General features: G+C 45.7%; 3 protein-coding genes. All 3 read left to right on the top strand.

Going from position 1 to position 26,983, the window contains the following annotated elements; all coding sequences use genetic code 11:
* Positions 1-82 precede the first annotated feature (82 nt).
* Entirely contained in the window at positions 83-910 is an 828-nt protein-coding gene (locus ACMXYN_RS02235) for a radical SAM protein (RefSeq protein WP_415893305.1), read from the top strand.
* Positions 911-989: 79 nt separating this feature from the next.
* Complete coding sequence (locus ACMXYN_RS02240; RefSeq protein WP_415893307.1) at positions 990-1,757, top strand: SapC family protein; 768 nt, start codon at positions 990-992, stop codon at positions 1,755-1,757.
* Positions 1,758-1,890: 133 nt separating this feature from the next.
* Positions 1,891-26,967, top strand: coding sequence for an LEPR-XLL domain-containing protein (locus tag ACMXYN_RS02245; RefSeq protein ID WP_415893309.1), 25,077 nt, complete (start codon positions 1,891-1,893; stop codon positions 26,965-26,967).
* The last annotated feature ends 16 nt before the right edge of the window (positions 26,968-26,983 follow it).

Raw genomic sequence — 26,983 nt, forward strand, 5'->3', positions numbered from 1 at the left:
TTCTATAGAACAGCGATTCGATCACAGTGCCTATGTCTCTATGACAATGGAGTTTCGCTGTAACCTAAAATGTGTTCATTGCATGATCGAAGGCACTATGGATTATCTTGAACCGCAAAGTCGACAAAAGTTTGATGAGCTGCTTGCTTATAATCGAGAGCACCGCAAGTGGTCTGGGCTAATTCTTACTGGGTCAGAGATTACTTTGCATCGAGACTTGCCTGAACTTGCTATGGCAGCAAAACAGTCTGGATTTGAGCATGTTCGGATCCAGAGTCATGGTATGCACCTTGGAAAATTAGAATATTGCACTAAATTAATTGATGCTGGGGTGGATGAGTTCTTTATTAGTGTGGCTGCGGCAGACGCTGAATCGCACGATGATATTACTCAAGTTCAGGGTTCCTTTCATAAGACGCTTCAAGGGATGGAAAACATAGATCGGTGGGAGCATACGATCAGCATTACGAATACAGTGGTAACAAAAAAAAGTTACAAGCAGCTACCACAGGTTGTTGATGCATTAGCGCATTTAAAAAATTTGGCTCAAATGGAATTTTGGTTTTATTGGCCTATGTCCGGGAAGGACGACAAATCTTTACTTGTATCTCATTTAGAAATGTTACCGTATCTGGAAGAGGCCGTGGTTAAGGCTCAAGCGCTAGGTAGGCGTATAGAAATTAAAAATTTCCCGCAGTGTTTGTTGGGAGACTTTAAGCACTTATTGGTAAACGGACAGCCGCAGCTTTTTATAGATCCTGTGTTTTGGCGCGAATTTGAAAAAAATGGTTTTTATCAATGTAAGCATCGAGAAAGCTGTCAATCTACGGAATGTCTGGGGTTGAATAGTGCCTATATTGAACGCTTTGGTTGGGAAGAAGAGATACTTGTACCTCAGTACAATGGTTAAGTTGCAGTTCAGGTATATTCTTTACTAAGATGTTAACCTTGGACTGCAAAAAACATTAGAAATAGCTAAGGAAAACAACGTGACAACACAGTTACTGATTTACGGAGATGTACAACCAATCAATAAGCAGCGTCATGCTGATTGGTCAGTAAAAGCGGGTAGCCAATATGGCTTTGCTCAAGCGGTCAACTCAGTACCGTTAATGGCTGTTGAGTTTCCTAATGCGGCTGAAGAGTATTGTGTAGTTTTTGCGGGCGAAGGTGAAAATCTTCTACCGGTAGTTCTAATGGGTGTTAGAGAGCAGGAAAATCTTTACGTAAATGAAGATGGTAGTTGGAAAGCTAAATATATCCCCGCTTTCATCCGTCGTTACCCATTTGTTTTCTCTAGTGCTGATGACGGTTCGACCTTAACGCTTTGTGTAGATGAGGGGTTTGAAGGTTGTAATCAGGAAGGCCGTGGCGAAAAGCTATTTGATGCTGATGGTGAGCAAACTCAGTATCTAAGTTCTGTATTGGATTTCCTAAAAGAGTATCAAGTGCATTATCAGCGCACTAAAGCTTTTGCTAAAAAGCTTCAGGAATTAGATTTGCTTGAGCCTATGGGGGCGCAGTTTACTACGCCAGCTGGCGAGAAACGTACCGTAACTGGTTTCCAGGCAGTCAATCGCGAAAAGCTTAAAGGTTTAGCTCCAGAAACGTTTGCTGAATTAGCTAAAACTGATGAGCTGGAACTAATTTATGTACATCTGCAGTCTATGCGTAATTTTACTAAGATGCTTGAGAAGGTATCAGGTAGTGCGGTTGTCTCTACAGATGAAGAGACGACGGACGAAGTGACGCACTAAATATAATGGGGTAGTGGGAACTACCCCATTGTTTTTTAAGAATTATTTGAAACCGGGTTGATGTGGCAGCGTCGATCCGGTTTTTCGGCATTTATAGAATGGTCTTCGGCAGGACCAATAGAGGGTATGAAATATGGCGATTAAGCGGAATGAAGCGGCAAAAAGTAGGCTTTGGAATGCGGTTAACAGAGCAAACCTAGGAGTTCCCAATGAAGGTGCTCAGAGGCCGGCTACTGCCCAAAATGCCTTGCGAAATGATCGCTTCAGGCTCGAATCGCTTGAGCCTAGATTACTTTTATCTGCCGATCCTGTTTTTGCAGCAGCTGCTAATGCTGATTTAACAGTTCGTTTGCTTCAAGAAGATGACGTTACCCTCGTTCAGATTCTTGATAATACTGCCGACTCTGAAGACTCTGCCGTGCTTCAGGAATACACTCTGATTGATGATACAGGTGCAACTGTTCTTGATAGCCTGACCATTAATGGTGTTGATGACTCAGATGAATCTCTTGCCCTCGAGAATAGTCTGCTAGATGACACTACAGGGCTTGTGGTTAATTTCCATGGTGGTACTGGTGATGACACGGTAGTAGGCACGAGTGCTGATACTCAATGGAGCTTGACGGGTTCTGGCAGTGGTAGCGCTGATGAAGGAAATCTTAATTTTACCGGTGTTGCGAATATCGAAGGCGGTGACGGTGATGATACTGTTGCAAACGGCTCCGCTACAGCATCTTGGTCATTGACTGATACTTACTCCGGTTCTGTTAATAGTGTCAGTTTTACGGGTGTTGAAAACCTAACCGGTGCTGCTGGTGATACCTTAGATTATTCTTCGTATGGTATTGGTGTAACTGTTGATTTAGCTGGTGGCTATGCGACCGGATTTGCCTCTGTGACGGGTTTCGATAACGTTACAGGTTCTAGCCACGCAGATACTATTTCTGGTAATAACAACGCTAACACTTTGATCGGTGGTGGTGGCGACGATACGTTGGTTGTTAATCGTGATGCAGATATCACATTAACCGATACGGAAGTTCGTTTTGGCGTGCAAGCAGCTGGTTCTGGCGAAGATACTATCTCTGGTTTCGAATCAGCTTCGCTTACAGGTGGCGATGGCGATAACACAATTAATGCCTCAGCATTTACAGGCGTTAATGGCGTAAGTATTGATGGTGGCGCTGGTGCAGATATTCTTACGGGTACTGCTAATAACGATACTATTCGAGGCGGAACCGGAAACGACACCATTGATGGCTTAGGTGGTACCGGTGATACGGTCGTAGTCACTCGTGATGCAAATATTACTCTTGAAGACACTAGAATTGCCATCAATGGTACAGATGAAGACACTATCAGTAATATTGAAACCGCGCTGCTTACGGGCGGTGATTCTGGTAATACGATCACTGCTGCGACCTTCACCAAAGGTGGCGTCACCATTGATGGTGGGGCAGGTGACGATAATATCACTGGTTCTGCACAAGCAGATATCCTAACAGGTGGGTTAGGTGCCGATACTATCGAAGGCCTTGGCGGTGTTGATACCTTGGTTGAAAGTAGCAATGGTCATTTTGCGTTAGTTGGTGCTGCGAATGCATCCACTTTAAAGTCGAGTAAAAACGAAACTGCGCTTATCACTCTAGCGGACGTTACTGATGGAACCTTTACGCTGACCTTCGGTACTCAAACAACAGCTGCTATTGCATATAACGCCTCTGCTGCTGAAATTAAAGCAGCCCTTCGTAGCTTATCTAATGTTGGCGAACAAGATGTCACAGTAGCATTGGGTGACATGGATGCTTCTACTGATCCTGTAGATGGCACGACTGAGTGGACAATTACTTTTACAGGTGACCTGGCTAACAACAATGTAGATGATTTGACTCTTGATGATACTAATCTGTCGGGAGGTTCTGCTTCAGTAGCAGTTACTCAGCATTTTGCCGAAGACGATACCTTAACAAACGTTGAGCAAGCAGAACTTACTACAGGGCAGGGAGCTAATATCCTAGATGCTTCCGGATTCTCTGGTTCTGTAACGCTGGATGCGGGTTCAGGTGATGATATTCTCCGTGGCGGTTCAGCCGCTGATATTTTGAAAGGTGGGTCCGGCAACGACATACTTTCTGGCGGTGCTGGTGAAGATAACATTGATGGTGGAACAGGTAATGACATCTTGTCGGAAACCGGTGATCGTCACTTTTATTTGACTTCGTCAGCCCTCCTTAATGCGGTAGATGATGCTTCCAGTTCGGAAGACGATGTGCTAACAGGTATTGAAGGCGCTGAGCTGATAGGTGGTGCTGGGGCTAATACGATTGATGCATCTGGTTTTAGCAATGTAGATGCTACTACTCAGCTTTATTATTTAAATAATGGCTTTGGCGTAGGTACTGGTCAGGGCAATGACCTCCTAGTTAAGCTTGGTTCTACCGATATCGAAATAGATCTAAGCACGGCAAATACTGTTCAGGATGTGCTTGATCTTATCACGTCAGCTGATGCCACGCTTACCGCTGTACTGGATGGTATCGCGATTCAAATCACCAGTTCTGGTGCTGCTATTACGGAAATTAGTTCTCTAAATAGTTCAACTACCGCTGAAGATTTAGGGCTTTCCTTTTCTGGTAGTTTAACAACAGTTACAGGCGATACTTTAGGTACTGGTAGCGTTACGCTTTCTGGTGGCGCCGGTGCTGATACGTTAGTTGGCTCGGGTGGTGCTGATGTTCTAATAGGTGGTCGTGGTGCTGATGCCATCGATGGTCAAGGTGGTAATGACCATCTGATAGAGACTCATGACGTGGATATGGTCTTGCGGGATGCAGATTTAGCGGATGAACATCACGCAGAGCTAGTTATTGACTCCGATGCTGAAGATACTCTGAAGAATATAGAACAAATCACGCTGACTGGCGGTGAAAGTGCCAATACGCTCGATGCATCTGATTATTCCCTGACATCTGTAACATTAGCAACAGGTGGTGGTGCTGATACGTTAAAAGGTGGAGCGCAGAACGATACCTTTATTCTTGATGTTTCGAACCTTACTTCTGGTACCGATCAAGTAACTATTTATGTTGGTGGTGGTACTGAAAATGAAGTCGTTGTTCTAGACACTGATGGTCTTGTAACCCAGGAAGATTTTGGTTGGGTTAATTGGGTTGATGATGTTGGTGCTCCAGCGGCGGCAGCAGGAACACAAACCCTAAAAGGAAGTGATGATAGCGACGGTAACAAAAATAAGCTGGTTGTTAGCGAAAATATCACGTTGTCAGGTACAAACCTAAAACTCTTAGCTGACACAATAGAAATCAAAGGCTTTACCATTGATACAAGTGTGAATGGTGGGGTGTCAGGTGATATTTATATTGAAGGTATCAATATCACAATTGATGAGGGTGCCCAATTAATCGCTAAGGACGATAATGCAGGTACTGCCGGTGATATTACGATTTATGGTCTGGATGACCGTCTAGATTGGACTTCCGGTTTTGCCAATATCGATTTTATTGAGTCGATTGTGACTATCGGACAGACCGCAGGTGCTGGTGGTGAGCATACCATTATCAAAGGTGGCGATGTTGTTGTTTATGCCCGAGCTAATGCCCAGCACTACATCAAAGATACCGATCATTGGGATTTCGCTCTAGATGACTATCTAGCTTTCGGCCTAGAAGGTATTGCTGAAGCTGCAGAAGGCTTTGCTCTGTTTGCTGCTGTGTCTTATGCGAAAGGTAATGCGCAAGTCAAAATTGGCAAAGAAACCGAAATTGAAGCTGAAGACTTTATTGCTGATGCGACTTCGATTGTTAATGTTTCAGCCTCCCCAACCGGCTGGGCGTTTGCCGGCGCAGCGGGTGTAATCGATAACACTGCAAAAGTAGAGATCGACGGTAAGATCACAACGACCGATGATCTGATTGTACGCACAAATGTGGATAACACCACCAACGTACTTGCCGACCCAACAGCGGCAGGGACTATAGCGACCAGTGTCGCTATCAGTGTAACTAACTCTGAATCTACTGCGCATGTGCAGGATAACGCCATCCTTAATGTTGGTGGTGATTTAACGGTTGATGCTAATACGGTTGATAAAAACCGTACGATGGCACGTTCTATTTCAGGTAGCGATGGTGCGCTAGGTGTTGCTTTGGCGTTTAGTTATGAAGATGGCAATACCAATGCTTACCTAGACGGAACTGTAAATAGTTCTAATAGCATTTCTGTGACAGCTGAGATGGAGAAGGCTGCCATTGAAGCTACGGAACTGATTTTTGTACCTACCCTTGTTAATGGTGTTCAAGCTGTCTCAGCTACAGGGTCTGATTCTAAAGGCAACTTGCTCGAAGATACCGAAGCTACAGCTAAAGAGAAAATGACTGCTGGGGTTGATAGCCTAACTGGTGGTTTCATCACTAAGGTTTCTAAAGCTATCGCGGGTAAGCTGAGCTCAGATCCTCCAGGGGATCCTTGGAAATTTGATGCTAGTTTCAGTACTGCTGTTGTTATTGATAAAAACAAAGCAGATGCTCGCATAGGTGATGGCGCTTCAGACGGTGATACAGACAGCGGAGATATAACATCGTCTGGTGATATCACGGTTAAAGCGACTGTTTCTTCTCGTCCAGATGTAACAGCTTCTTCTAGTGCGGCAGATGAAAATGCGAGCGATTCATCTAAAGGGCCGCAGGCAAATACTGGTGGTTCCGTTGCTATGGCTATTGGTATTTTCGAGAACGATGCTGATGCATTAATTAATAGCGGCGCTAAGGTCGATACTGAAGGTACGTTAACCGTAGATGCGCAGGCTCTGAACCAGATCGATCCATTAGGTTTATGGGGCGCCAATCTAATAGCTCCGCTTGTGTCTGGCGACAGCATTGAAGCCGATTATGATACGACACAAGACTTTGACCAGCCGATCAAACTAGAAGGTGTTGTTGAGGTTAAACAAGGTCATACTGCTGGCGGTAATGTAGGTTCTTTCTATGAATATACCGGCACTCATGAACAGACGTTTGATCTTTCTACTGTTGATTTTACTTCTGGAGACTGGGATGAAATAAACCCATTTGCCGAGAAAACGTCAGGATTTATCGGACAACTTACAACCTACCTTGATGATAATTTAGGTTTAGATAACAACCTGATTGATAGCTGGTCAGTAGCGACTGCTGAAGGACAGAAACTGTCGTTGGCAGGCGCAGGCACTGCGATGTTTATCGAGCAGGATTCGGATGCGCGTATTAAATCTGGTGCCGAGATTAATCAGCGTTTGGCAGCTGGATCTGGAACACCAGGTGATGTGGTTGTTACTGCTAATAGTGTTAACCACTTAGCAGCCTTGGGTGGTAATTTCAAAACGCCAGGTATCTCTTCAGGCAATACAACGGGTTCTGGTGATAATAAGCAGCGTACTTGGGCTCCTTCGTGGGAAAGTGGTGGTGCTGGATCATCTTCTGCTGATGGCGGTAGCGCTGCAGGTTTGACCGTTCTTTATCATGGCTTTACTGGTAATTCGACAGCCAAAATTGAAGATGGTGTTCTACTTGATGCAGATGCTCTGAAGGTAGTTGCTGATAACGAAACTGTAGGTGTGACCTTTGGTGCATCCGGTGGGCAGTCTGACAATATCGCCTTCAATGGCGCTGTTATCATCAACGAGATCGATAACAGCACGATCGCGCAGATTGCTGAAGGCGCGACTATCAACGTAGGTAGTGGTGATATCGGCGGTAGCGGTCCATCTTTGCAGGTTAAAGCTAAAGATGATGCTTACTTGATTACTGTCGCTGGTGGTATTGCTGCTTCTGAACATGTAGGTGTGGGTGCCGCTGTTTCTGGCAACATCGTTGACCGTGAAACTGAAGCACTCATTGGTGCTAGAGAAGGAGAGGATGTTGCAACAGGAGCTAGTCTTGGATCAGTTACTGTCGCTGGTGATCTTACAGTCGAAGCTGATCACGAAGGTTTTATAGGTTCTCTGGCAATCTCTGGTGCAAAAACATCTAGCAGTTCTACGCCAGAAACAGGCGGTACGGGGGTTAGTCAGAACAATTCGGATGGCTCTAAGAGCGAAACAGATGATCCGGGTAAACTGCCGAATAACCAGAAAAACTATGACAATGTTATTGCTGAACTTAAAGCTCGCTTTGGTGAAACGGATAGTTCAGGTGGCTCCTCAGGGGGCTCTACGGCTAGTGAAAATGCAGGTAAGTCGGGCATTGGTATTTCTGGCTCAGTAACCATCAATTACATTGAAGATGATGTTTGGGCTTATATCGATTCAAGTGGTGCTGTAACTACCACAGATATTGATAGCACGATTACGATTAAGTCAGAAGATTCGACTGTAATAGGTTCATTAGCCGGTTCTGCTGCGATCTCTTCAGCTAGTACCGGGAAATCTGCTACAGGTATTGCAGGTGCTATTGGTATCAACCTGATTGGTGGTAAGAGTGCGGCATTTATCGATAATGCTGGCACTATTACTACGCCTCGCTTAGATATGGATGCGACTCGCACAGGCTGGGTTGTTTCTATCAATGTTGGTGTTGCTGGTGCAACAGGCCAACAAGGCACCGCTATCGGCGGTTCAGTTGCTGTCACACGTATTACTTATTCTACTGAAACAAGTATTACTAACACGCCTACCGTTGTAGTGAATGGTCATCTGTCTATGCATGCAGATGATTCTAGTAATCTTATTCTTGTAGCTGGTGCCGCTGGTTTTGGCGGTAAATCTGGCGCAGGTGTTTCTGTTGCTTTCTCTGAGATTGAAAACTCTGTTACATCGAAAATTGATAATGTTGATAGTCTGAAATACACATCAGGTTTAGATGTAAATGCTAAGGCGGATGGCCTTCTCGTAGCAGTAACGGGCACGGTAGGTGTCTCGACTAGCAGTTCAGGTGGTCTTAGTTTAGCGGGTACGCTGTCTATCAATATGGTTGATACCGATGTAGATGCGGCCATTTTAAATACCACCACGACTGCAGATTCTGCAGGCGACGTTACTGTTTCAGCGTTGGATGACTCGTCAATTTTCTCTTTCGCGGGTGGCTTTGCTGCCGGTGGTAAAGCTGGGTTAGGTGCGGCGTTAGCACTTAACTTTATGACCAATACAGTTCAAGCGCGTGTTGAAGGTTCTACTTTACGCACTAATGGAAATGTTACGGTTAAAGCTCTGGAAAGCAGCTCGTTAATCGGCATTTCACTAGGCGGCGCAGGAACCAATAAAATAGCTATAGGCGCTTCTGTTTCTGCTAACCAAATCGCTAATACTGTTTCGGCAAAAGTAACTGACAGCACAATTGTAGGGCGCGGTGATGACACCTCCACTTCTGTTATTGCGCAAGATTCCTCAACTAGTGTTGGTATTGCGGGTGCAGGTGCCGGAGCGGGGAAAGTCGCTCTAGGTGCAAGTATAGGCGTTAACTTGATTGGCAATACAATCACTTCGCAAGTGGATAACTCACTTATCCGCATGACTGGCTTGAACTCCAATATCAATGTTACAGCGATCGCCGAAGAGGTATTGGTGAGCGTTGCTATTGGTGGCGCAGGTGCAGGTACGTTTGCTTTAGGTGGTTCTGTTTCAGTTAATGAGGTGACCAATACTGTAGAGGCTAAAGTAACTAACAGTTTGGATACATCCTTATCTGGTACGCCTAATAAAGGGCTTCATGCCACAGGTGATATCTCAGTCTCTGCTGCAGATAGAACCACGATGGTGGTTGTCGCGGGTGCGGGTGCAGGATCTAGTTCAGCAGCTGTTGGTGCCGCAGTATCCACAACAGATGTCGGCAATACGATCAAAGCTTATGTAGAAGGCTCGAGTGTAAATTCATCAGCAGGAAATGTATCTGTTACTGCTGGTTTTGCTGCGCCTACGACAGCAGCTGATCTGGATAGTCTTGGTGTTGATACGGCAGATTTACCTGATGATACTGATACTAGCTCTCAAATTATCAACGTTACAGTTGCTGGTGCCGGTTCTGGTAATTTCGCTGCTGGTGCGGCCATCTCTTTGAATTGGTTGCACAATAATGTTCAAGCTTACATTACATCCCAATCAGATATTGACGCATCTGGCGATATAAAGGTTAGCGCTAGAGATGATGCGGAAATGATCTCTGTAGCTGTTGGCGCTGCTGGAGCAAGTAATACGTCAATTGGCGCTGCACTGTCGTATAACTACATAGGTGGGACTCCTGAAGATCCATCACGTACTCTTGATCCAAATCGTGTGGCTGAAGATGCGGGGCAAGTAAAAGCGTTTATTGATGGTGATTCGCAAGTTAACTCATCCTCTGCGGGAGTTGAGGTCTCTGCCCATTCTGATGCCAGTATTATTAACGTCACTGTTGGCGGTGCAGGCTCAGGAAGTGCTGCAATATCTGGCTCAGTATCAATCAACTTTATGCGTAATATTGTTGATGCATCAATTAAAGGTGGAGCAGATGTTACGGCTCATACTGATGTTGATGTAAGCGCTTCTGTAACCCCGATTATGATTATTGTCGCGGGTGCGGGATCTGGCTCGGGCTCTCTTGCTGCTTCTGCGGCTGCTGCGACAAACGATATGCGCAGCAGTATCAGTGCAAGTGTCCAAGGTGCAGGTACTTCTGCTACAGCGACTACGGGTGACGTGAACGTTATTGCAGAGGTGTTGACTACGGATCAATTGCCTACGGTCGGTGACTCTTCAGATTCAGCAAGAACTTATGCAGATCCTGCACAAGATGATACAGATAACCCTGACCCTATTCTCGATGCGCAAATTTGGAGTTTCGCATTCAGCGGTGCAGGAGCTGGTAGCGCTGCTTTTGGTGGTGCATTGAGTTTGAACTGGATCAGTAATGAAGTTCAAGCCTTTATCGCAGATGAGGCTACGGTTACAGCTTCTCAAGGCGGGGTAAGTCTTGAAGCAGCTGACCAAGCTACATTAAATGCATTATCAGCAGGTATGTCTGGGGGGGGGACCGCTGCAATAGGTGCTGCCGTTGCATATAACTATATTGGTAGCAATCCTGACGACGATACTTCTGGACGTTCTAGTTTCACAAAAGTCTATATTGATGATGCTACGGTTAATGCTCGTCAATTGATAATGAGCGCCAAAGCTAATGCTAATATTAATTCCCTAGCCGTTGGTGTATCTGGAGCAGGGACTTTTGCTGGTTCTGCTGCATTGTCTTTGAACTGGATTGAGAAAAGCGTCGAAGCTGTTATTCGTAATGGTGCTCAGGTTACAACAACTGGCGACATCACCATTCGTGCACAAGATTCTTCAACTATCCGTTCTGGTGCTATTCAGATAAGTGGGTCAGGTGCTGCCGCTGTCGGTGGCGCGGTGGCCTATAACGAAATTGCAAACACTATCTCAGCCGGGGTCTCTGGTTCAGGCACAACCGTTACGATCACTGCGGGTAATAGTAGCGATATCGTTATTGAATCCCTGTCAGATGCAACAGTGAAAACTCTGGTTGCCAGCGTCGCCGGTTCTGGTGCTGCCAGTGTGGCTGGATCAGCGGGTGCTAATCTGCTGGGAAGCCAGGTAAATGCTTTCATCGATTCGGCGACTGTGACAACAGATGGCAGTATCTCTGTTTATGCTGAATCTAAAGATACATCCGAAGGTATTGTTGGCGCTATTGGTGCGTCTGGAACGGCAGGTATTGGTGGTGCGGTAACTGTAAATCAGTTGGATAATGGTACTTATGCTTTCATCGATAATGCGACTGTTGTAGCTAAAGGTCTAGGTGATGGCGTTGAGGTTAAACCTTCAGCAAATGCGAGTTCTACCGATACGGTCAATGGCGTATCCGTTCGTTCCAATGTTGCCACTAACTTAGAATCTTATGCTGGTGCAGGTGGTATATCAGGAACAGTTGGTCTCGCTGCTAACGTGCTGGTTAACCGTGTTGCAAATACATCTGAAGCACGTGTTAAAAACTCCACAATCAATAACTCCACGGATCGTGGTAAGCATCTAAAAGTTAATGCTCATCAGGAAACTGATTTTGTCAGTGGTGGTGGCGCTGCGGGTGTAGGTCTTGCAGGAGGTGGAGCCGCTGCCACGGTAGATACCAACTTTATCAACAATACTACTCGCGCCTACATTGATGGGAGTAGTAACAGTAAAGATATTTTTGCTGCTGAAGGCATCAGTGTCTCTGCAGTTTCAGATGAAGACCTGACTACAGTAGCGGTAAGTGTTGGTGGCGGCCTTTATGTGGGCGCGTCCGGCACAGCTTCAGCCTTTAAGTCCAGTTCGCTTACAGAAGCCTATGTGAATGCAGCTGATCTTAATTCTTACGGTGATATCACAATCAGTGCTGATTCTGATGTTGATATGAGCTTCGATGATGTGTCGCTGGCATTAGGTTCTGTTGGTGCTGGTGCTTCTGTAAGCGTTGCTCTATTTGAGGGGACTACTAAGGCGTATACATCAGGCAGTAGTTCTCTAATCTCGGAATCAGACGGTGTTGGCGGAATAGGCGGTACTGTTTCTGTCACTGCTAATGCTAAGGAAAGCTCTGATGCTCTTGTTGCTGCAGGTGGAGCGGGTATTGGTGCAGCAGCTGCTTCAGTAGGAGTATTGAGTAGCACTTCACATACCTCAGCATATCTCGGCAGCTCTACGACAGTGACCGCGCTACAAGGCGTAACTGTTACAGCAGATCATGTGATTGACGTAAATAAAGAGAGTGCGAGCGCAATAGGCTCCGTATCTGTTGGCGGTGGTGGTATTGGTGCTTCAGTTGACGTAATCACCATTAATAACACAGTCGATGCCCACATTGGTGCGGGATCAGTTCTTACGACTGTAGGTGCTGTCCGTGTAGAAGCGACAGCGACTAAGAATGTTGAATCAAATGTTTTTGCTTTTGCTGGTGGTGCAACAGCTGGGATCAGCGGGGCGGTATCATATATCTCAATAGGCACGGGACCGGATGGTGATAATGATAATGAACTATCCGCTTCACAATCTAGCGTAGCTTCAGGCTTTGGTAATAGTACTGTTAGTGGTTTAGGTAGTGACGGCTCTGCACAGAGAGCGCAATCGAAAGGTGATAGCACACTAAGCAGTGGCTCCTTCTCAACCATAGATATTCAAGTTGATAACAGCAATCCATATAGCACACGTGCTTATATTGGTGACGCCGTTACCATCCAAGGTGTTGATGGTGTTAATCCAGTAGATGGTAGCAGTGTGCGAGTGTCTACTGCTTCAGTGACGGTTAAAGCGGATGAGAACATTAATGTTGATGTTCTAACTGGCGGTGCTGCTGTGGGTGGTAGCGTTAGCGTGGGAGGTACCGTATCTGTTACATCTTTAGGTGGTAATACAACGGCTTGGATTGGCAATGACGGCTCTATTGAGACAAGTGGTGCAGTCACAGTTGATGCTGATTATACGACAGACGTTGATATCGAAGTTTACGGAGGCTCTGCAGGTACTGTTGGTCTCGGTGCTCAGGTTGCAGTGTTAAACGATAGCAGTAATCAGTCCGCCTATATCGAAAATGGCACGAGTGATGCTGATGGCGCGCGTATTGTTAAGGCGAGTTCATTAAATATTAACGCGGCAGCAAATCGTGATATCAACATAGATATTGTTGGTGTCTCTGCGGGTGTTGCAGCAGCAGGTGCTGCCATTGGTGATGTGTCTATATCTGGTTCCACAACATCTTATTTAGGCGATTACGCCCAGGTTGGGCAAAGCGGCACTTCTGGCTTCACGGTTACAGATGTCAATGTAACGGCTGTTAATAATCTTAATGTGGATCTAGAGGTTACTGCAGTTGCAGCAGGCTTAGGCGCAGGAGCTGGTAATGATGCGAATATCTCATATTCTCCAACGGTAGCTGCTCGTATAGGTAAAGGCTCTGATATTGATGTAACAGGCACTGTTACTGTCTCTGCGGTTGCTACTCCAGAGATTGAAACCGATATGCTTGGTGTCTCTGCTGGTGGTTTAACCGTTGGCGTATCTCTGACCGATGTTGATGTTAATGCTAATGTTTCTGCAACTCTAGGATCTGCTGACGGCACTGAGGGTAGTATCAATCTTGATGCCGCCGCCCTTAATGTGCTGGCTGCTACAGATGTAAAAGAAGGCGGCAATGGCATTAGTGCTGAATCTACCGGTTCTTCAGGTTCGCTAGTTGGAGTGAACGCAACGCTAAGTGAAGTCTCAACTACGAGTGTGGTTGAGAGCATAGTAGGGGTAAACTCTAATTTGGTTGTTGCAGGTGCCGTAACTATTGCAGCGGTTACTGAAACTCGTCAGAAAGCGAACTCCGATAGCAATACCGGAGGTATTGTGGCTGCGGGCGCGAGTACCGCGACGGTCTCTTCAAATACTACAACCACAGCGCGTATTGCGTCTGATGTTGATATCGATGGCGGTAGTTTAAATCTAGTTTCTACAGGTAATGATGATAACTTCGCTGTGGCTGATGCTGGTAGTGGTGGTGTATTGGCTGGAGCAGGTGCTGCAGTTACAACGAATAACACTAGTAATACGCAATCGATTATCGATGGCGGCCATACGTCTGGTCGCAGTATCGATCTGGACGATGCCTCCAATGGTGCGGTAATGATCACCGCGGATCATACCGCTAAGTTCAATGGTGAAATCAGTACTGTAGGCGGTGGTGCTCTAGCGGGCAGCGGCGCTGAAGCAGATCACGATGTTAATGCCACAGTCAGTGTGTCTATCGGTGCGAATACCGATATGGATGCGCGCTCTATGGATGTATCGGCAACGAACTACTTAACCAAAGATCAAACTGGGATTGATGGTACTGTGGGCGGTGCTCTCGCGGGAGCTGGCGCAGATAGTGATATTGATCTGAGCATTAACACTACGGTGGATGTTGGTGCTGGCGCTAAGTTGGATGTAGTTGGGTCTGCGTTTGATCCTGGTAATCTATCTATTGCGGCGCTAAATAAACTGGATGTTAAAGATAAGATTACCCTAACGTCTGCAGGCCTTGCATCGGGTGTAGGTGCGAATGCAAATATCTCTACCAGTCAGGATTTAAGTCAAGTATCTATTGGCAGTGGTGCTCAGTTAAGTAGTGTTGGTGATGTGACGTTCTCTGCACGTGGTCAGGGTACTGTTTCTTCACAAGTTAATATGGATACATACGGTGCAGCGACTGTAGGTATCGCTAGCACTACTGTAAATATTCAGCCTGTTAACCAAGTTAATGTAGGCACCAATGTTCAAATTGAAGCGGCTGGGGATCTAAACCTACTAGCGGGCATTGGTACAGATAAAACACGTGATCAGTACACTATCGAAGCACGTACCGATAGCTTTGCAGGTAGTGCGATTCCAATCGATGATGTCGATGCGTCTTCTACATTAGTGCAGACAAACTCAATTACGATTGATACAGGCGCCCACCTGAAAACTGCACGTGATGCTAACCTTTATGCCGAAGACTTTGGTTTAGCGCATATGACCGGTAAAGCAAAAGCGGTTAACTGGGCAAGTGCTGCAGGTGATGCAATCAATAGCGTCACTGGCGGCGGCGGTGCTGAGCAGTATGATGGTTATATCCACTCAGATGCGACAGGTACTGTTACGGTTAATGGCACGGTTGAAACGGGTATTAACCGTCACCAAGAATTAATTGTTGATGGAATGGATGTGTATGGTAACCCAACCATTGCATCAATTTCTGATGGCATTGAGTACACAGTTACATCTCAAGCACTTGAATCGACTTTGAGTGCTGAATTGGCTGAAGCGCGCAAAGCATATGCCCAGTATCAATACAGCAATGCTGAGCTGAAAGCTTATTACGAAACTGAAATTACCCGCATCGAGAATGAGATGTTGGCGAAGGGACTGTTGGAAGTTGTTACAAACTCTGACGGTAGTATCAGTAAAAACCGTATTGACCAATCAGTTATTACAATTGAAGTGGCGCCAGTGTGGGCTGAAGCGGGCATTATCAATGTTCGAAGCGACTTCCTGTTGGGTAGCGGTACTTTTGATGCACCAGGCGATGCTAGCATCACTATTACCAATAACTCGCCAGCCTTCCTCAAGATTCATGGTGCAACAATTCCTGAATCAACAGGTGGCTTGTTCCACAATGGTATTGAGGTCACAGAAGAAACCAAAACAGATGGCTACACGCTAATCAATGTTGCAGCTTCTGGCGATCCTGCAATTAATATCATCAATTATTATGAGCCAGGCCCAAGTGTTTCTGCGCCTACGCCAGAAATTCAGATCGTTGGCGATATTGAGAACCTAAACGGCCTAGTTAATATTCAAAATGATGTTAGCGGCGGTGATATTAAGATTACTGCCGAGATCCGTTCTAAGGATCTAAACATTGTTGCTGGCGGCAGTGTCTTCATTACTGGTTTGACAGATATAAGCACCGGCGGTGAGCCATATTCACTTTGGAGTGAGTACTCCCCTGGTGAAAATCTCACCATGCAGGTAGAGGAAACTTACACCTACCAAATCTTTGGTATCACTCTAGAAGGTACGCGTACCGTTACTAAGAACGTTGATTTTGGTAAGGGGCAAGGTGTTGGTGAAGTAAGCAGCAGTGATGTTACGGCGATTCTTAACCAGTCACCTGATGAAAACTCGATGATTTATGGTGATCGAGTTTATATCGATGCCGAGTATATCAACCTCAACGGTATTGTTCAGAGTGGTCAGCAAGATATAACCCTTAACCTGACTCAAGCGAACATTGAAGCGGCTAAAATCAGTAGTAATGTTACTGCTAGTTCAGTAGGTCTGGTGAAACTTACAGATCTTTCTAACCGCTTCTTCGGTGTGTACTGGGATACTCAAAACCAGCGTATCTTGATTGATGAGGTACGTGCTAGCGGTGGTGATATTGAACTTCGCGGCCATCTGCTGAATACAGGTAAAGGCGAAGTACGCCTCTTGAGTGGTTACAGTGCGATCAATGTAGCTAACTCCTCCAACTATGATATTGAGATCTTAGGCCTAGATGTATCGCAACGCGGTGCAGGTACTTTGATCATGGCTGACAAAGCTAAAGGCAGCAGTAGTGACCCTCAGGTGACTATGTATGAGAAAACAGCCTTTGGGGATGCGACTACTACAGGTGCTGAATCTGTTATTGATCAGCTGAAATCTGCAGGTCATGAAGTGGGTGTTACGACCCTACTGTATATGGGTAACCAGTCTTCAATTACTGAAGCTGATGGTACGGTATTTACTAAGACCGCTTCTGGCGCAACGATTACGACATCAACCGGTCAGGTAGTGGCTATTAGCAGCTCCGCTATTGCTAGCCAAACCAGCTATGAAGTGGGTAACTCTGCAAATGGTGTATGGCGTGCCGGTTGGTCAATCGATGTGGATAAGTCGATCTACCGTGAAACCATTCTGTCCTCCTCATCACTATGGGGTATCGACTTCTTATGGCCTGATCCTGCTGATATTAGCTGGGACCATGAGCGTGTGGATAGCCAGCCAGTATTGGCGGATGAAGGTATCTACTATTATCTGGATACCTCTGCGAATAAATTCAATAACTACAACTACGAGAAAACGACGACTTCTCTATCTTCAGATGAGTATGAGAAGGATCATTGGACGACAAGTACTTGGTACGGCAAGAAAACTTACTACTCTCACTACGTGCAGGAAGAGAAAGTTGCCGAAACCCACACTCATGATATCCGCGCTGATAATGATATTACTATCAAGTTCCAGGGATACAGTGAAGGGCACATTAACTTAAGTACTTCAGGTAGCGGTTCTGATCTATTACTGAAAGGTCCGTTGGCTAACACGAGTGGTACAACCAATGTTACGGCGTCGCAGGGCGGCATTTACATGCTATCAAGCGAAGCTTATGTCGGTGGCAAAAACATCAACATGTACGCCCGAGATGATATTGGTAGTGCAGTGTTGATGATGGCCTTGAACCAGACTGACGATGCTTCTGCATCCTTCAGTGCTACTACTGTTTCAGGTGATATTTATCTAGATCAATTTACTGGTAGTTTGGCAATCGACACAGTTACAGCGGGTAACCGTTCTGACGTCATTATCCAAGCTCAGCAAAGTATCACTGTGGCTGCGGGCGGTTCTGGTTTGATTACAGCAGGGGCTGTAACCTTAACGGCTGAAGGTGGCTCTGTAGGTAATAGCTCTGCAAACAAACTAAAACTTGATTCAGGTACCGAACTGCGTGATGCGGTTGAAGTATGGGCTAAGCAAAATATCTACTTAGCTGAAACCAGCGGTGATATGCACTTGTTTAAAGCAACGGCTGAAACAGGTGATGTTTATATCAGTGTATTGGCAGGTTCTCTGCTTGATGCTAATAGTTCAGTGGAGAGAGATGATCGAACTCGTCAGCAACTGATTGATTCTGTTTGGGGTGAGCTGCAGCTAACAGACACTACCGGAGTAACGGATAAAATTCAGCAAGCAAAAGATGTTTTCGCTGCAGGTAAAGAGAGCGAGTACCAATCTTACTGGCAGATTAGAAATGAGCAGTTTGGTGGTGTATACGATGCCAATGATGTCGTTAGCCTAACCTCCGAAGAGGAATCCTATTACCGTACATTCTATGCAGAGCAAGGTAATACGGCTGCGGAAATTGATGCAGCGATAGCTACTCTTGAAGCGAAGAAATCATCTCAGTACCACACTTTGCACTCCGAATATGGAGCAGGTGTTTATGATGTCAACTATAGCTATACCCTGACATCGGACGAAATTGATGCGATAGAAGCTAGCATCAAAATTTGGACTGAAGATGAGCTAATGAATCTAATTAGTGCTGGCTTACTGAAACCAGTAACGAGCACGACAGATAATGAAGACTCTAATGTTCTTGCAGGCGGCACAATTAATTTAAGTGCTTCTGCAGGTGTGGGCGCTGCCGTGGGTGGTGTGACTATCGAGACAGATGGTGAGTACTCAGATGATGAGAAGTTTGCCCTTGCTGCAGCTGAACGTTCAGATATCGCTTTCCTAACCAGTATAGAGAGTTGGAATGGAATCGATGGTTCTGATATTCAGGTGGATATAGATGCATCTGGAACGATTACTCGAGCTTCCGGCTCCTGGTTAGACGACGGTTTCACTGCAGGCATGCAGATCCGCATGATTGGTGATAGTGCTAATGCTACAGAGGGAAGTGAATTCTTTGAAATTACTTCTATTACAGCAAATACCATTACACTAAATTCTGGGTTTGATAGCAGCGAAGTTGCTCAAACCGTGACGGTTACGCAGGTACTGGCATCGCCAACGAATCAGACAATTATTGCTGCATCGGAAGATTGGAATAGCAGCTTTGTAGTTGGCGATGTAGTTACTCTGGATGGAGTAAATTACCTGATCGATCGTTTAACGTCTGATTTGATAGAAGCCTCTCTGGCTGATGACAGTGTTGATCAAAGTGGTGCAGTTGTTATTGATAACAGTCGTTATACAACTTCGACCATTACTCATGTGGCAATCGATCAGCGTGAAGATATTAATGTTGATAATATTCAGGTTGGTGGTACTCAAACGCTGACTGTCACAGCAGGAACAAACTTATATATTGGCTCTCTAGGTACATTGGATCTGACCAGTATTACTGCCGGTGGTAATGCAGAAGATGCAGTACGTATAAAAGTTAAAGACGGGATTACTTCCTCTCAAGGTTCAGATACAACGGTGATCCGTGGTGGAGATCTAATTCTTGAAGGTGGCCAAGGTGGCATCTATACCGGTAGTGATGACTCTCCAGAAGCACTGCGTATCGATCTCAACGATGGCGCAACACTTACCGCTCGAGCTTCCCAAGGTGTATACCTGAAAGAGGCAAGTGGCGATATGGAAGTCGCAGGTGTTTATGCTGCTAGCGACAAGGTTTACTTAGAAACTGAAAGTGGTTCAATGCTGGATGCGCTGGATAACGAGTATGAAAATATTCGAGCTAATCGTATAGAGCTTGTTGTTGCTGGAGGCTCCGTTGGTGAAGCTGATAACGCCCTAGATGTTAATATTGTTGCAGCGCCTACAGCCACAACTGGTACAGTAAATGTGTTGGCATCAGGTGATATCAACCTTGCTGAAAGCGATGGTAATCTAAATATTGATCACATCAAATCCACAGGCGGCGATGTTCGCCTTCAAGCTCATCAATCTATTATTGATGCGCTTGATAATGGTTTAGTTGATGGTGCCTTACCGCAAGTTGATGTAGAAGGTGCGAGCATCACCCTAGTCACTATTCTAGGCACGATCGGTGAGGCCGATAATGATCTGGATATCGATACAGGTTCTGTTGAGGGTGCGACCTTAACAACGTCGAGTTATGGACATAGTTACATCACCGAAACTTTAGGTGATCTATACCTGAATACCCTTGAAGCTAAAAACGGTAATACTGCGTTTATAGCGGCTCCAGATGGCAGTATCTTAAATGGTCGAGCATCGGGTAGTAACGTTGCATCCGGTAAAGTTTATCTTGCAGCAGCTAACAATATTGGTGCTGTGGATAAATCTATTAAGACTGAAGTTGGCGGCGTAGAAGCTGAAGCGATCCTTGGTAGTGTTTGGTTAGATAATACCGGCGCGTTGACCGTTGGTGGTGTTCTAGATGTCAACAAGCCGGGTATTAGTGCTGGTGGCGCTATCCGAGTTGTAACTCACAGCCCGATTACACAGGATGAAGATATTACTGCTGTAGGTAATATCGAACTGATTGCTACAGACAGCACCGATCTGACAGCTGACTTCTTAACCATTAAGTCGGGAGTCACATTGACGACTGAAGCAGACGTTATCCTCTATGCAGGTGATGATCTGTTGATTGAAGATGGCGCGACCGTTCACGGTACTAATGTTTATATCTTGGCTGATAGCATTGATGTAAGTGGTGATGCGTTTACCTTATCTGAGGCGCTAACGAGCGTTGCTGATACAGGTGGTAGCACCATTACGATCTCTGGTTTGGTTACAGCTGATAATGCCATCCATACCCGCGGTGACGCTGAGAATGACACGATTATAGTTAGCACTACCGGTGTGATGATCGCTGACGTTGAAATGAGCTTTAACGGTGGGACTGGCGATGACAATATCCAGTTCTACGGAACGGTTTCTGCTGATGCGAATGACAGTCATGCAGGTGTTGATGTTCTTATCGATGGTAATGAAGGTGAAGACACTGTCTTGATCGACGTTCTTCAGTTAGTTGGTGATACCCGCATTGAGGGTGGCGCTGATAACGATGCGATTACGATCAACGAACTGCATACTCGAACAGAGCAGTTAGTCCTAGATGGTGAGTCCGGTACGGACAGCTACACGATCAACCGTACAGGTAATGATGCAGATTACATTATCGATGTAGAAGATACCGGCGCTCGCGACAGTGGTGCTGATACTCTAACGATCAATGGTACAGCGGATGCTGACACATTCTTGCTTCGCGCAAACTTTGTTGCTGCGCTTCATGGTGATCTAGATGCTGGCTTCACGAACAGTGTTGAACGCATCACTTACAATGAAAATATTAATGCTCGTCTAACCATTAATGGCCATGCCGGTGATGATGGTTTCTACAGCGATGACAACAGCAGTATTACTACGCTAGATGGCGGCGCGGGTGATGATACCTTCCAAATTGGTCAGCTTTATGGTGCTGATCGACAAGCTCCTTATGTTGCTGTCGGTGACGAGATTGAGACTACAGAAACTACTCTCGGTTTCTTGAGTAACGGTAACAGTTTGCCAATGGTTGTTTATGGTGGTGATGGCGAAGATCAGATCACTGTATACAGCAACAAGGCATTGACCAAATTGTACGGTGAGAACGACGATGATACGTTCGTTGTTCGTGCTTTCCTTAAGAAAGGAACCACTGAAACTGCTGGTGGTGGTGAAACTGAACTCTTTGGTGGTGATGGTGCTGATAATATTCAATACAGCATCAATGCGCCGCTTAAGATTGATGGTGGTGCAGGTAATGACACCCTAGTTGTTCTAGGCACCGAAGCGGACGATAACTTCATGATCACTGAAGATGGTATCTTCGGTGCAGGTTTGAATATCGGCTTCGAAGGTATTGAATTTGCTGAAGTTGATGGGCTAGAAGGTGATGATAATTTCTTCATCCTTAGTACCAGCGAAGATGTTGAAACAACGATTATCGGCGGTTTAGGTAGCGATACCTTTAATGTTGCCGGCGATGTAACTGAAGATATTGTTTCCTACTCTGTAGAAGGTCGTAGCGGCTTTATCAATCACAGTGTATGGAGTGATGACCCTCGCTTTAACGGTATCTTTGTTGATGGTGTCTCGCTGAATGTTGCTGATGATGAAACAGGCAAGATTCAGGTTGATATGGTTGATGGTAGTTTAGTTGTTGATGAAAACGGCTTGCTTGATGACTTCTACGAAGTTTCTCTAACAGCGGCTAAACCAACAGCAGCTACGATTGCTTATGTAACTGTATCTGCTGCACGTGCTTCTAGTAGTGATAAAGAACTACCAACGATTGGCGGAGGTGATCCTGCTGATAGCATCTTAGTATCCGTTGATGGTGTTAACTACTATGAATCATTAGTGCTGAATTTTGATTCTACAGCAGCAGACGGTTCAGTGGATGACTGGCTACGTAAGCAAAAAATCTACATCAAAGGTGTGGACGACGGAGCGATTGAAGGTGAACGTACCGTTGTTATCAACCACAGTGTGTTGAGTGATAACCCTGACTTTAACCACCTAGATATAAACAACGTTGAAGTGACTGTGTATGACAATGATCAAGCGGATCTAATCATTACTCAGTCCGATGTTGATTCTCGTGTGGTTGAGGGTGCAGCTTCTGGAGATACCTTCACTGTAGCGTTGACTCAAGCTCCAGCTGATGGCGAAACAGTGACCGTTGTCCTAGCAGAGAAGAATGCTGCAGGTGAAATTGATTTCGATAAGACCGTTCTAACCTTCGATAAAGATAACTGGGATGACGCTCAGACAATAACAGTAACGGCTGTTGATGATTCTGATGTTGAGAATGTCTTCCGTTCGGCAGTGACTTTTACAACGACTACGGATCTAGCAGTTGGTTCTGAATTTGATGCGGTGGTGACTGATGAATTGCGTGTGAGCGTTGTCGATAACGACACGGGTTCAGTGATTGTTACACCGACAAATGGCTCAACCATTGTGAGTAACGCTGAAACGGATAATTACAGTTTGGTACTAAGTACCGAACCTACCGGTCCTGTAACCGTGAATGTACTGACTGATGGTCAAACTGTCGTTAGCAGCTCAGATCCTCGCTTTAACGAGATTGACGGTACGGTTACTTTTACTGCGGCAGACTGGAATACTCCAGTCGAGATAGTCGTGGCAGTGAATCCTGATTATGTACCGGATGATTCTAATCAGCCTGTACAGAATCCTCCGTTGCAGCCTCATACCTTGGATCAGATTCGCGGTAAATTGATCATTGAAGGCTCAGTGCCGGAAGGTAAAGAGCGTGCGCTATCTAAAGCTGTGATGCTTCCTACTGAAACAGATGAAGCCTTACCAACGGTTGATATCAATACTGATGAAGCGGCTCAAACAGATACGTTGTATATGTTCAACGATGGCAGCCGTTCTGATGATACGGGTTTCCTAACGGATACTACGATCACTGGTTTAGGCATGGGCGCTGGTGGTGTTCAGTACAACGATGTTGAAGTTGTTGAAGTGCTGAATGGTCAAGGTGACGATACCTTTACAGTGCAAAGTACAGCAGAAGGTGTGATCACGGTTATCCATGGTGGTGGCGGTGATGATGATATCTTTGTGACTGGCGGTGGCGGCGCAGCAGCTCCGTTAATCTTGTTGGGTGACTCTGTACAAGATGGCTCTACCTACACATCTACCTCTGATGCGAAGACGACGAAAGGGCGTGAATTTGCCAATGCGGGCAACGATACAATCGATGCTTCCGGTGCGACTGGTTCTGTTGTTATTTACGGTGGTCAGGGTAACGATATTCTTACTGGCAGTAACTATGGAGATCATATTGCCGGTGGTTCTGGCAATGATGAAATCTATGGTCTAGGTGGTGATGACCATATCTATGGTGACGCAGGATTTAACTTAGATCTAACTCAGCGCTTGAGTCTATCCACTCAGATTCTAACGGTGGTTAACACTGCAGATGGTGTTAATGATAACCCTGAAACCGCAGATACATTGACGGTTGGTACTGACACGATTGATGGCGGTGATGGCAACGATATTATCTTTGGTGACAAAGGTGTGGTGAATCAAGTTGCGGGCACAAATCGTATTCTAACAACGGCGGAAGTCGTTAGTATTACCACAACAAATCGTGACGAAGCAGCTAATGATATTCTGAAAGGCGGGGCCGATAATGATGTCATCATGGGTGGTCATGGTCAGGATGATATTGAAGGTGGCAGCGGTCACGATATCCTTATCGGTGATCATGCGGTTGTTGACTATAACGACGGTGATACTGACATCACGACTCTGGATTCGATTACCACTGTAGAACTGGTGAATGGCGATAACGATACCATTAAAGGTAATGAGGGCGATGACCTAATTATGGGTGGTATCGGTGCTGATAATCTATTTGGTGGTAATGGCGATGGCGGCGACGCTATCACAGTAAGTGATGATGACATCATCTTCGGTGATCATGCGACAGCATTATTGGCTGGTAATAGCTTTGTACGCTTATTAACGAAAGAGCAAACAGAAGGCGTTGCTGACCTGATCAAAGGTAATGAAGGCTCCGACCGTATCTTTGGTGGTGCTGGTGCCGATACCATTGAGGGTAATGCTGGTGGTGACTGGATTATGGGCGACTTCGGTGAGATGAAGCTCTACAGTAACGGTCATGTTGAAACGTTCTTCTCTGTTGATGAAGCAGGGGACGCAACAGTGGGTGATATCATCGATGGTGGCGAAGGTGATAACCGCGTAATTGCTGGTCTAGGTGACGACAATATTACGACCGGCGCTGGTGATGACCATATCATTGGTGATAACGGTGTCCTTAACTACGGTGAGGATGAAGTAATCACTGAAGCATATACTGTGGAACATGAACTAGGCGACGATGACACCATTGAGTCTGGCGCAGGTGATGATATTGTCCTAGGCGGTAACGGTAATGACACCATTAGTGTGAGTGCGGGTAATGACAGTGTTATCGGTGACAATGGCCAAGTGACATTTGTCGCTGGGGTTCCAACCAAGCTTGAAAGTACAGACACCACAAATGCAACAGGTGGTGATGACACTATTTCCTCTACCTCTGGAAATATCAGTGTTATCGCAGGTGTTGGCTCCGACACAGTGATAAATGCTTCCGGTGTAGGCCATGTCATTGGTGATAATGGTGAACTGAACTACATCAATGGGGTGATTACCTCTGCATACACGGAAGATCACACGCTAGGTGGTAACGACACCATCGAATCAGGTGATGACTACGACCTAGTACTAGGTGGTTTTGGTAACGATACGATTACATTGAAAGGCGGCAATGCTGATGTGATCGGTGATAACGGTCAAGTGACATTCGTCGCAGGTATTCCAAAGAAACTTGAAAGTACTGATACCGCTAACGCAACTGGTGGTGATGACATTATTTCGTCCACATCTGGTGATATCAGCGTTATCGCAGGTGTTGGTAATGATGAAGTGACAAACGCTTCTGGTGTAGGTCATATCATCGGAGACAACGGTGAGTTGATCTACAAAAATGGCATCATAACCCGTGCTGAATCGTTGGATTATGAGTTGGGTGGTAACGATTTGATTACCTCTGGCAATGACGATGATGCAGTGATTGGCGGTTTTGGTGACGATACCATCACAGTAAACGGCGGTGATGATGTCGTAATTGGTGATAATGGACTTATCCTATTTAAGCAAGGTATACGCTCAACCGTTCAAAGTACCGACCCAACCAATACTACAGGTGGTGATGACACTATCTCCTTAGGCTCTGGTGATGATCAAGCCATCGCAGGTGTAGGTAACGATACAGTTACTAATAAGTCTGGCGAAACAATCATCATTGGTGACGATGGCTACATCAAAAACGATGGTAAGGGACGTTACCTGAATGCATACACTGATGATTTTACTATCGGTGGTGATGATACGCTGACAGGTGGCAAAGATCGTGACATCATCTTTGGTGGCTTTGGTAAAGATGAGCTAGATGGTCGTGCAGGGGATGATCTGATGACCGGTGATGCCGGTATGGTGACTCGTAAACCTGAAACTATTGTGCTCGAATCTAAAGACCTTGAAGAGATCGATAATCTCGATGGCGATGATGATATTCTTCGTGGGGGCGCTGGCCTTGACCGTATGATCGGTGGTGCTGGTGGTGACCTGTTCTACGGTAGCTTCACCGAAGATGTGATGGTGGGTGAATATGCTAGATATACCTTTGATGCTGATGCCGAAACATCAGGAGAACAGGCTACTTTCGTTATTACCCTAGCTCAAGGTGCGCTCGACCTGATTCGTTCATCGCAAATTGGCTTGTATAAGAGCATTGCTCAGCAGATCTTCGATGCTTCTGACCTAGGTGAAGTTGCGCGAAGCCGAACGGCTGTTACTACAGAGCTTAGCGATGAAGCAATTGCTGCCTTAGGGCGTTTGGGGGATATTCAAAACTTCAGTGGTTCTGCCGCACCGGGTGTTGATGTTGTTATTCAGTTTGACCCAACTGCAGCTGGTGAAAACTCGGAAGAGCAATTATCTGAAGAGGCCGTTGTAGTAGAAAGTGAAGAATCGGAAGACGTTCAACAACAAGAGTGTGAGCCTGTAGAAGGGGAAGCTGTTGAAGGCGAAGAGGGCGCTGCCCCAGCTGAATGTGCTGCACCAGAAGCAGAGCAAGTTGAATCTGAAGAGGTTAAAGACGAGCAAGGCGAAGACTCCGAAGTCAAAGCTACTGAAGAAACTTCAGAACAAGCTGAAGACAATGAAGAGTCAGCGGGAATTGCTGCTAACCTAGAAGCTGCACTAGCAGGTTTCAGTGGTTGGGCAGTAATGAAAGCGAATAAAGCCAATACGAAGAAGGAAAGCTCTAAGCTTGATAGCGAATCATTAACGCAGCTAAAAGCTAGAAATAAGAATTCTGGTTATGTTAGCTGGGAAGATATTCGTAAGTAATTAGGATAGACTTTTC

It is taken from the genome of Neptuniibacter sp. PT8_73, assembly GCF_047778045.1.
Lineage (GTDB): Bacteria > Pseudomonadota > Gammaproteobacteria > Pseudomonadales > Balneatricaceae > Neptuniibacter.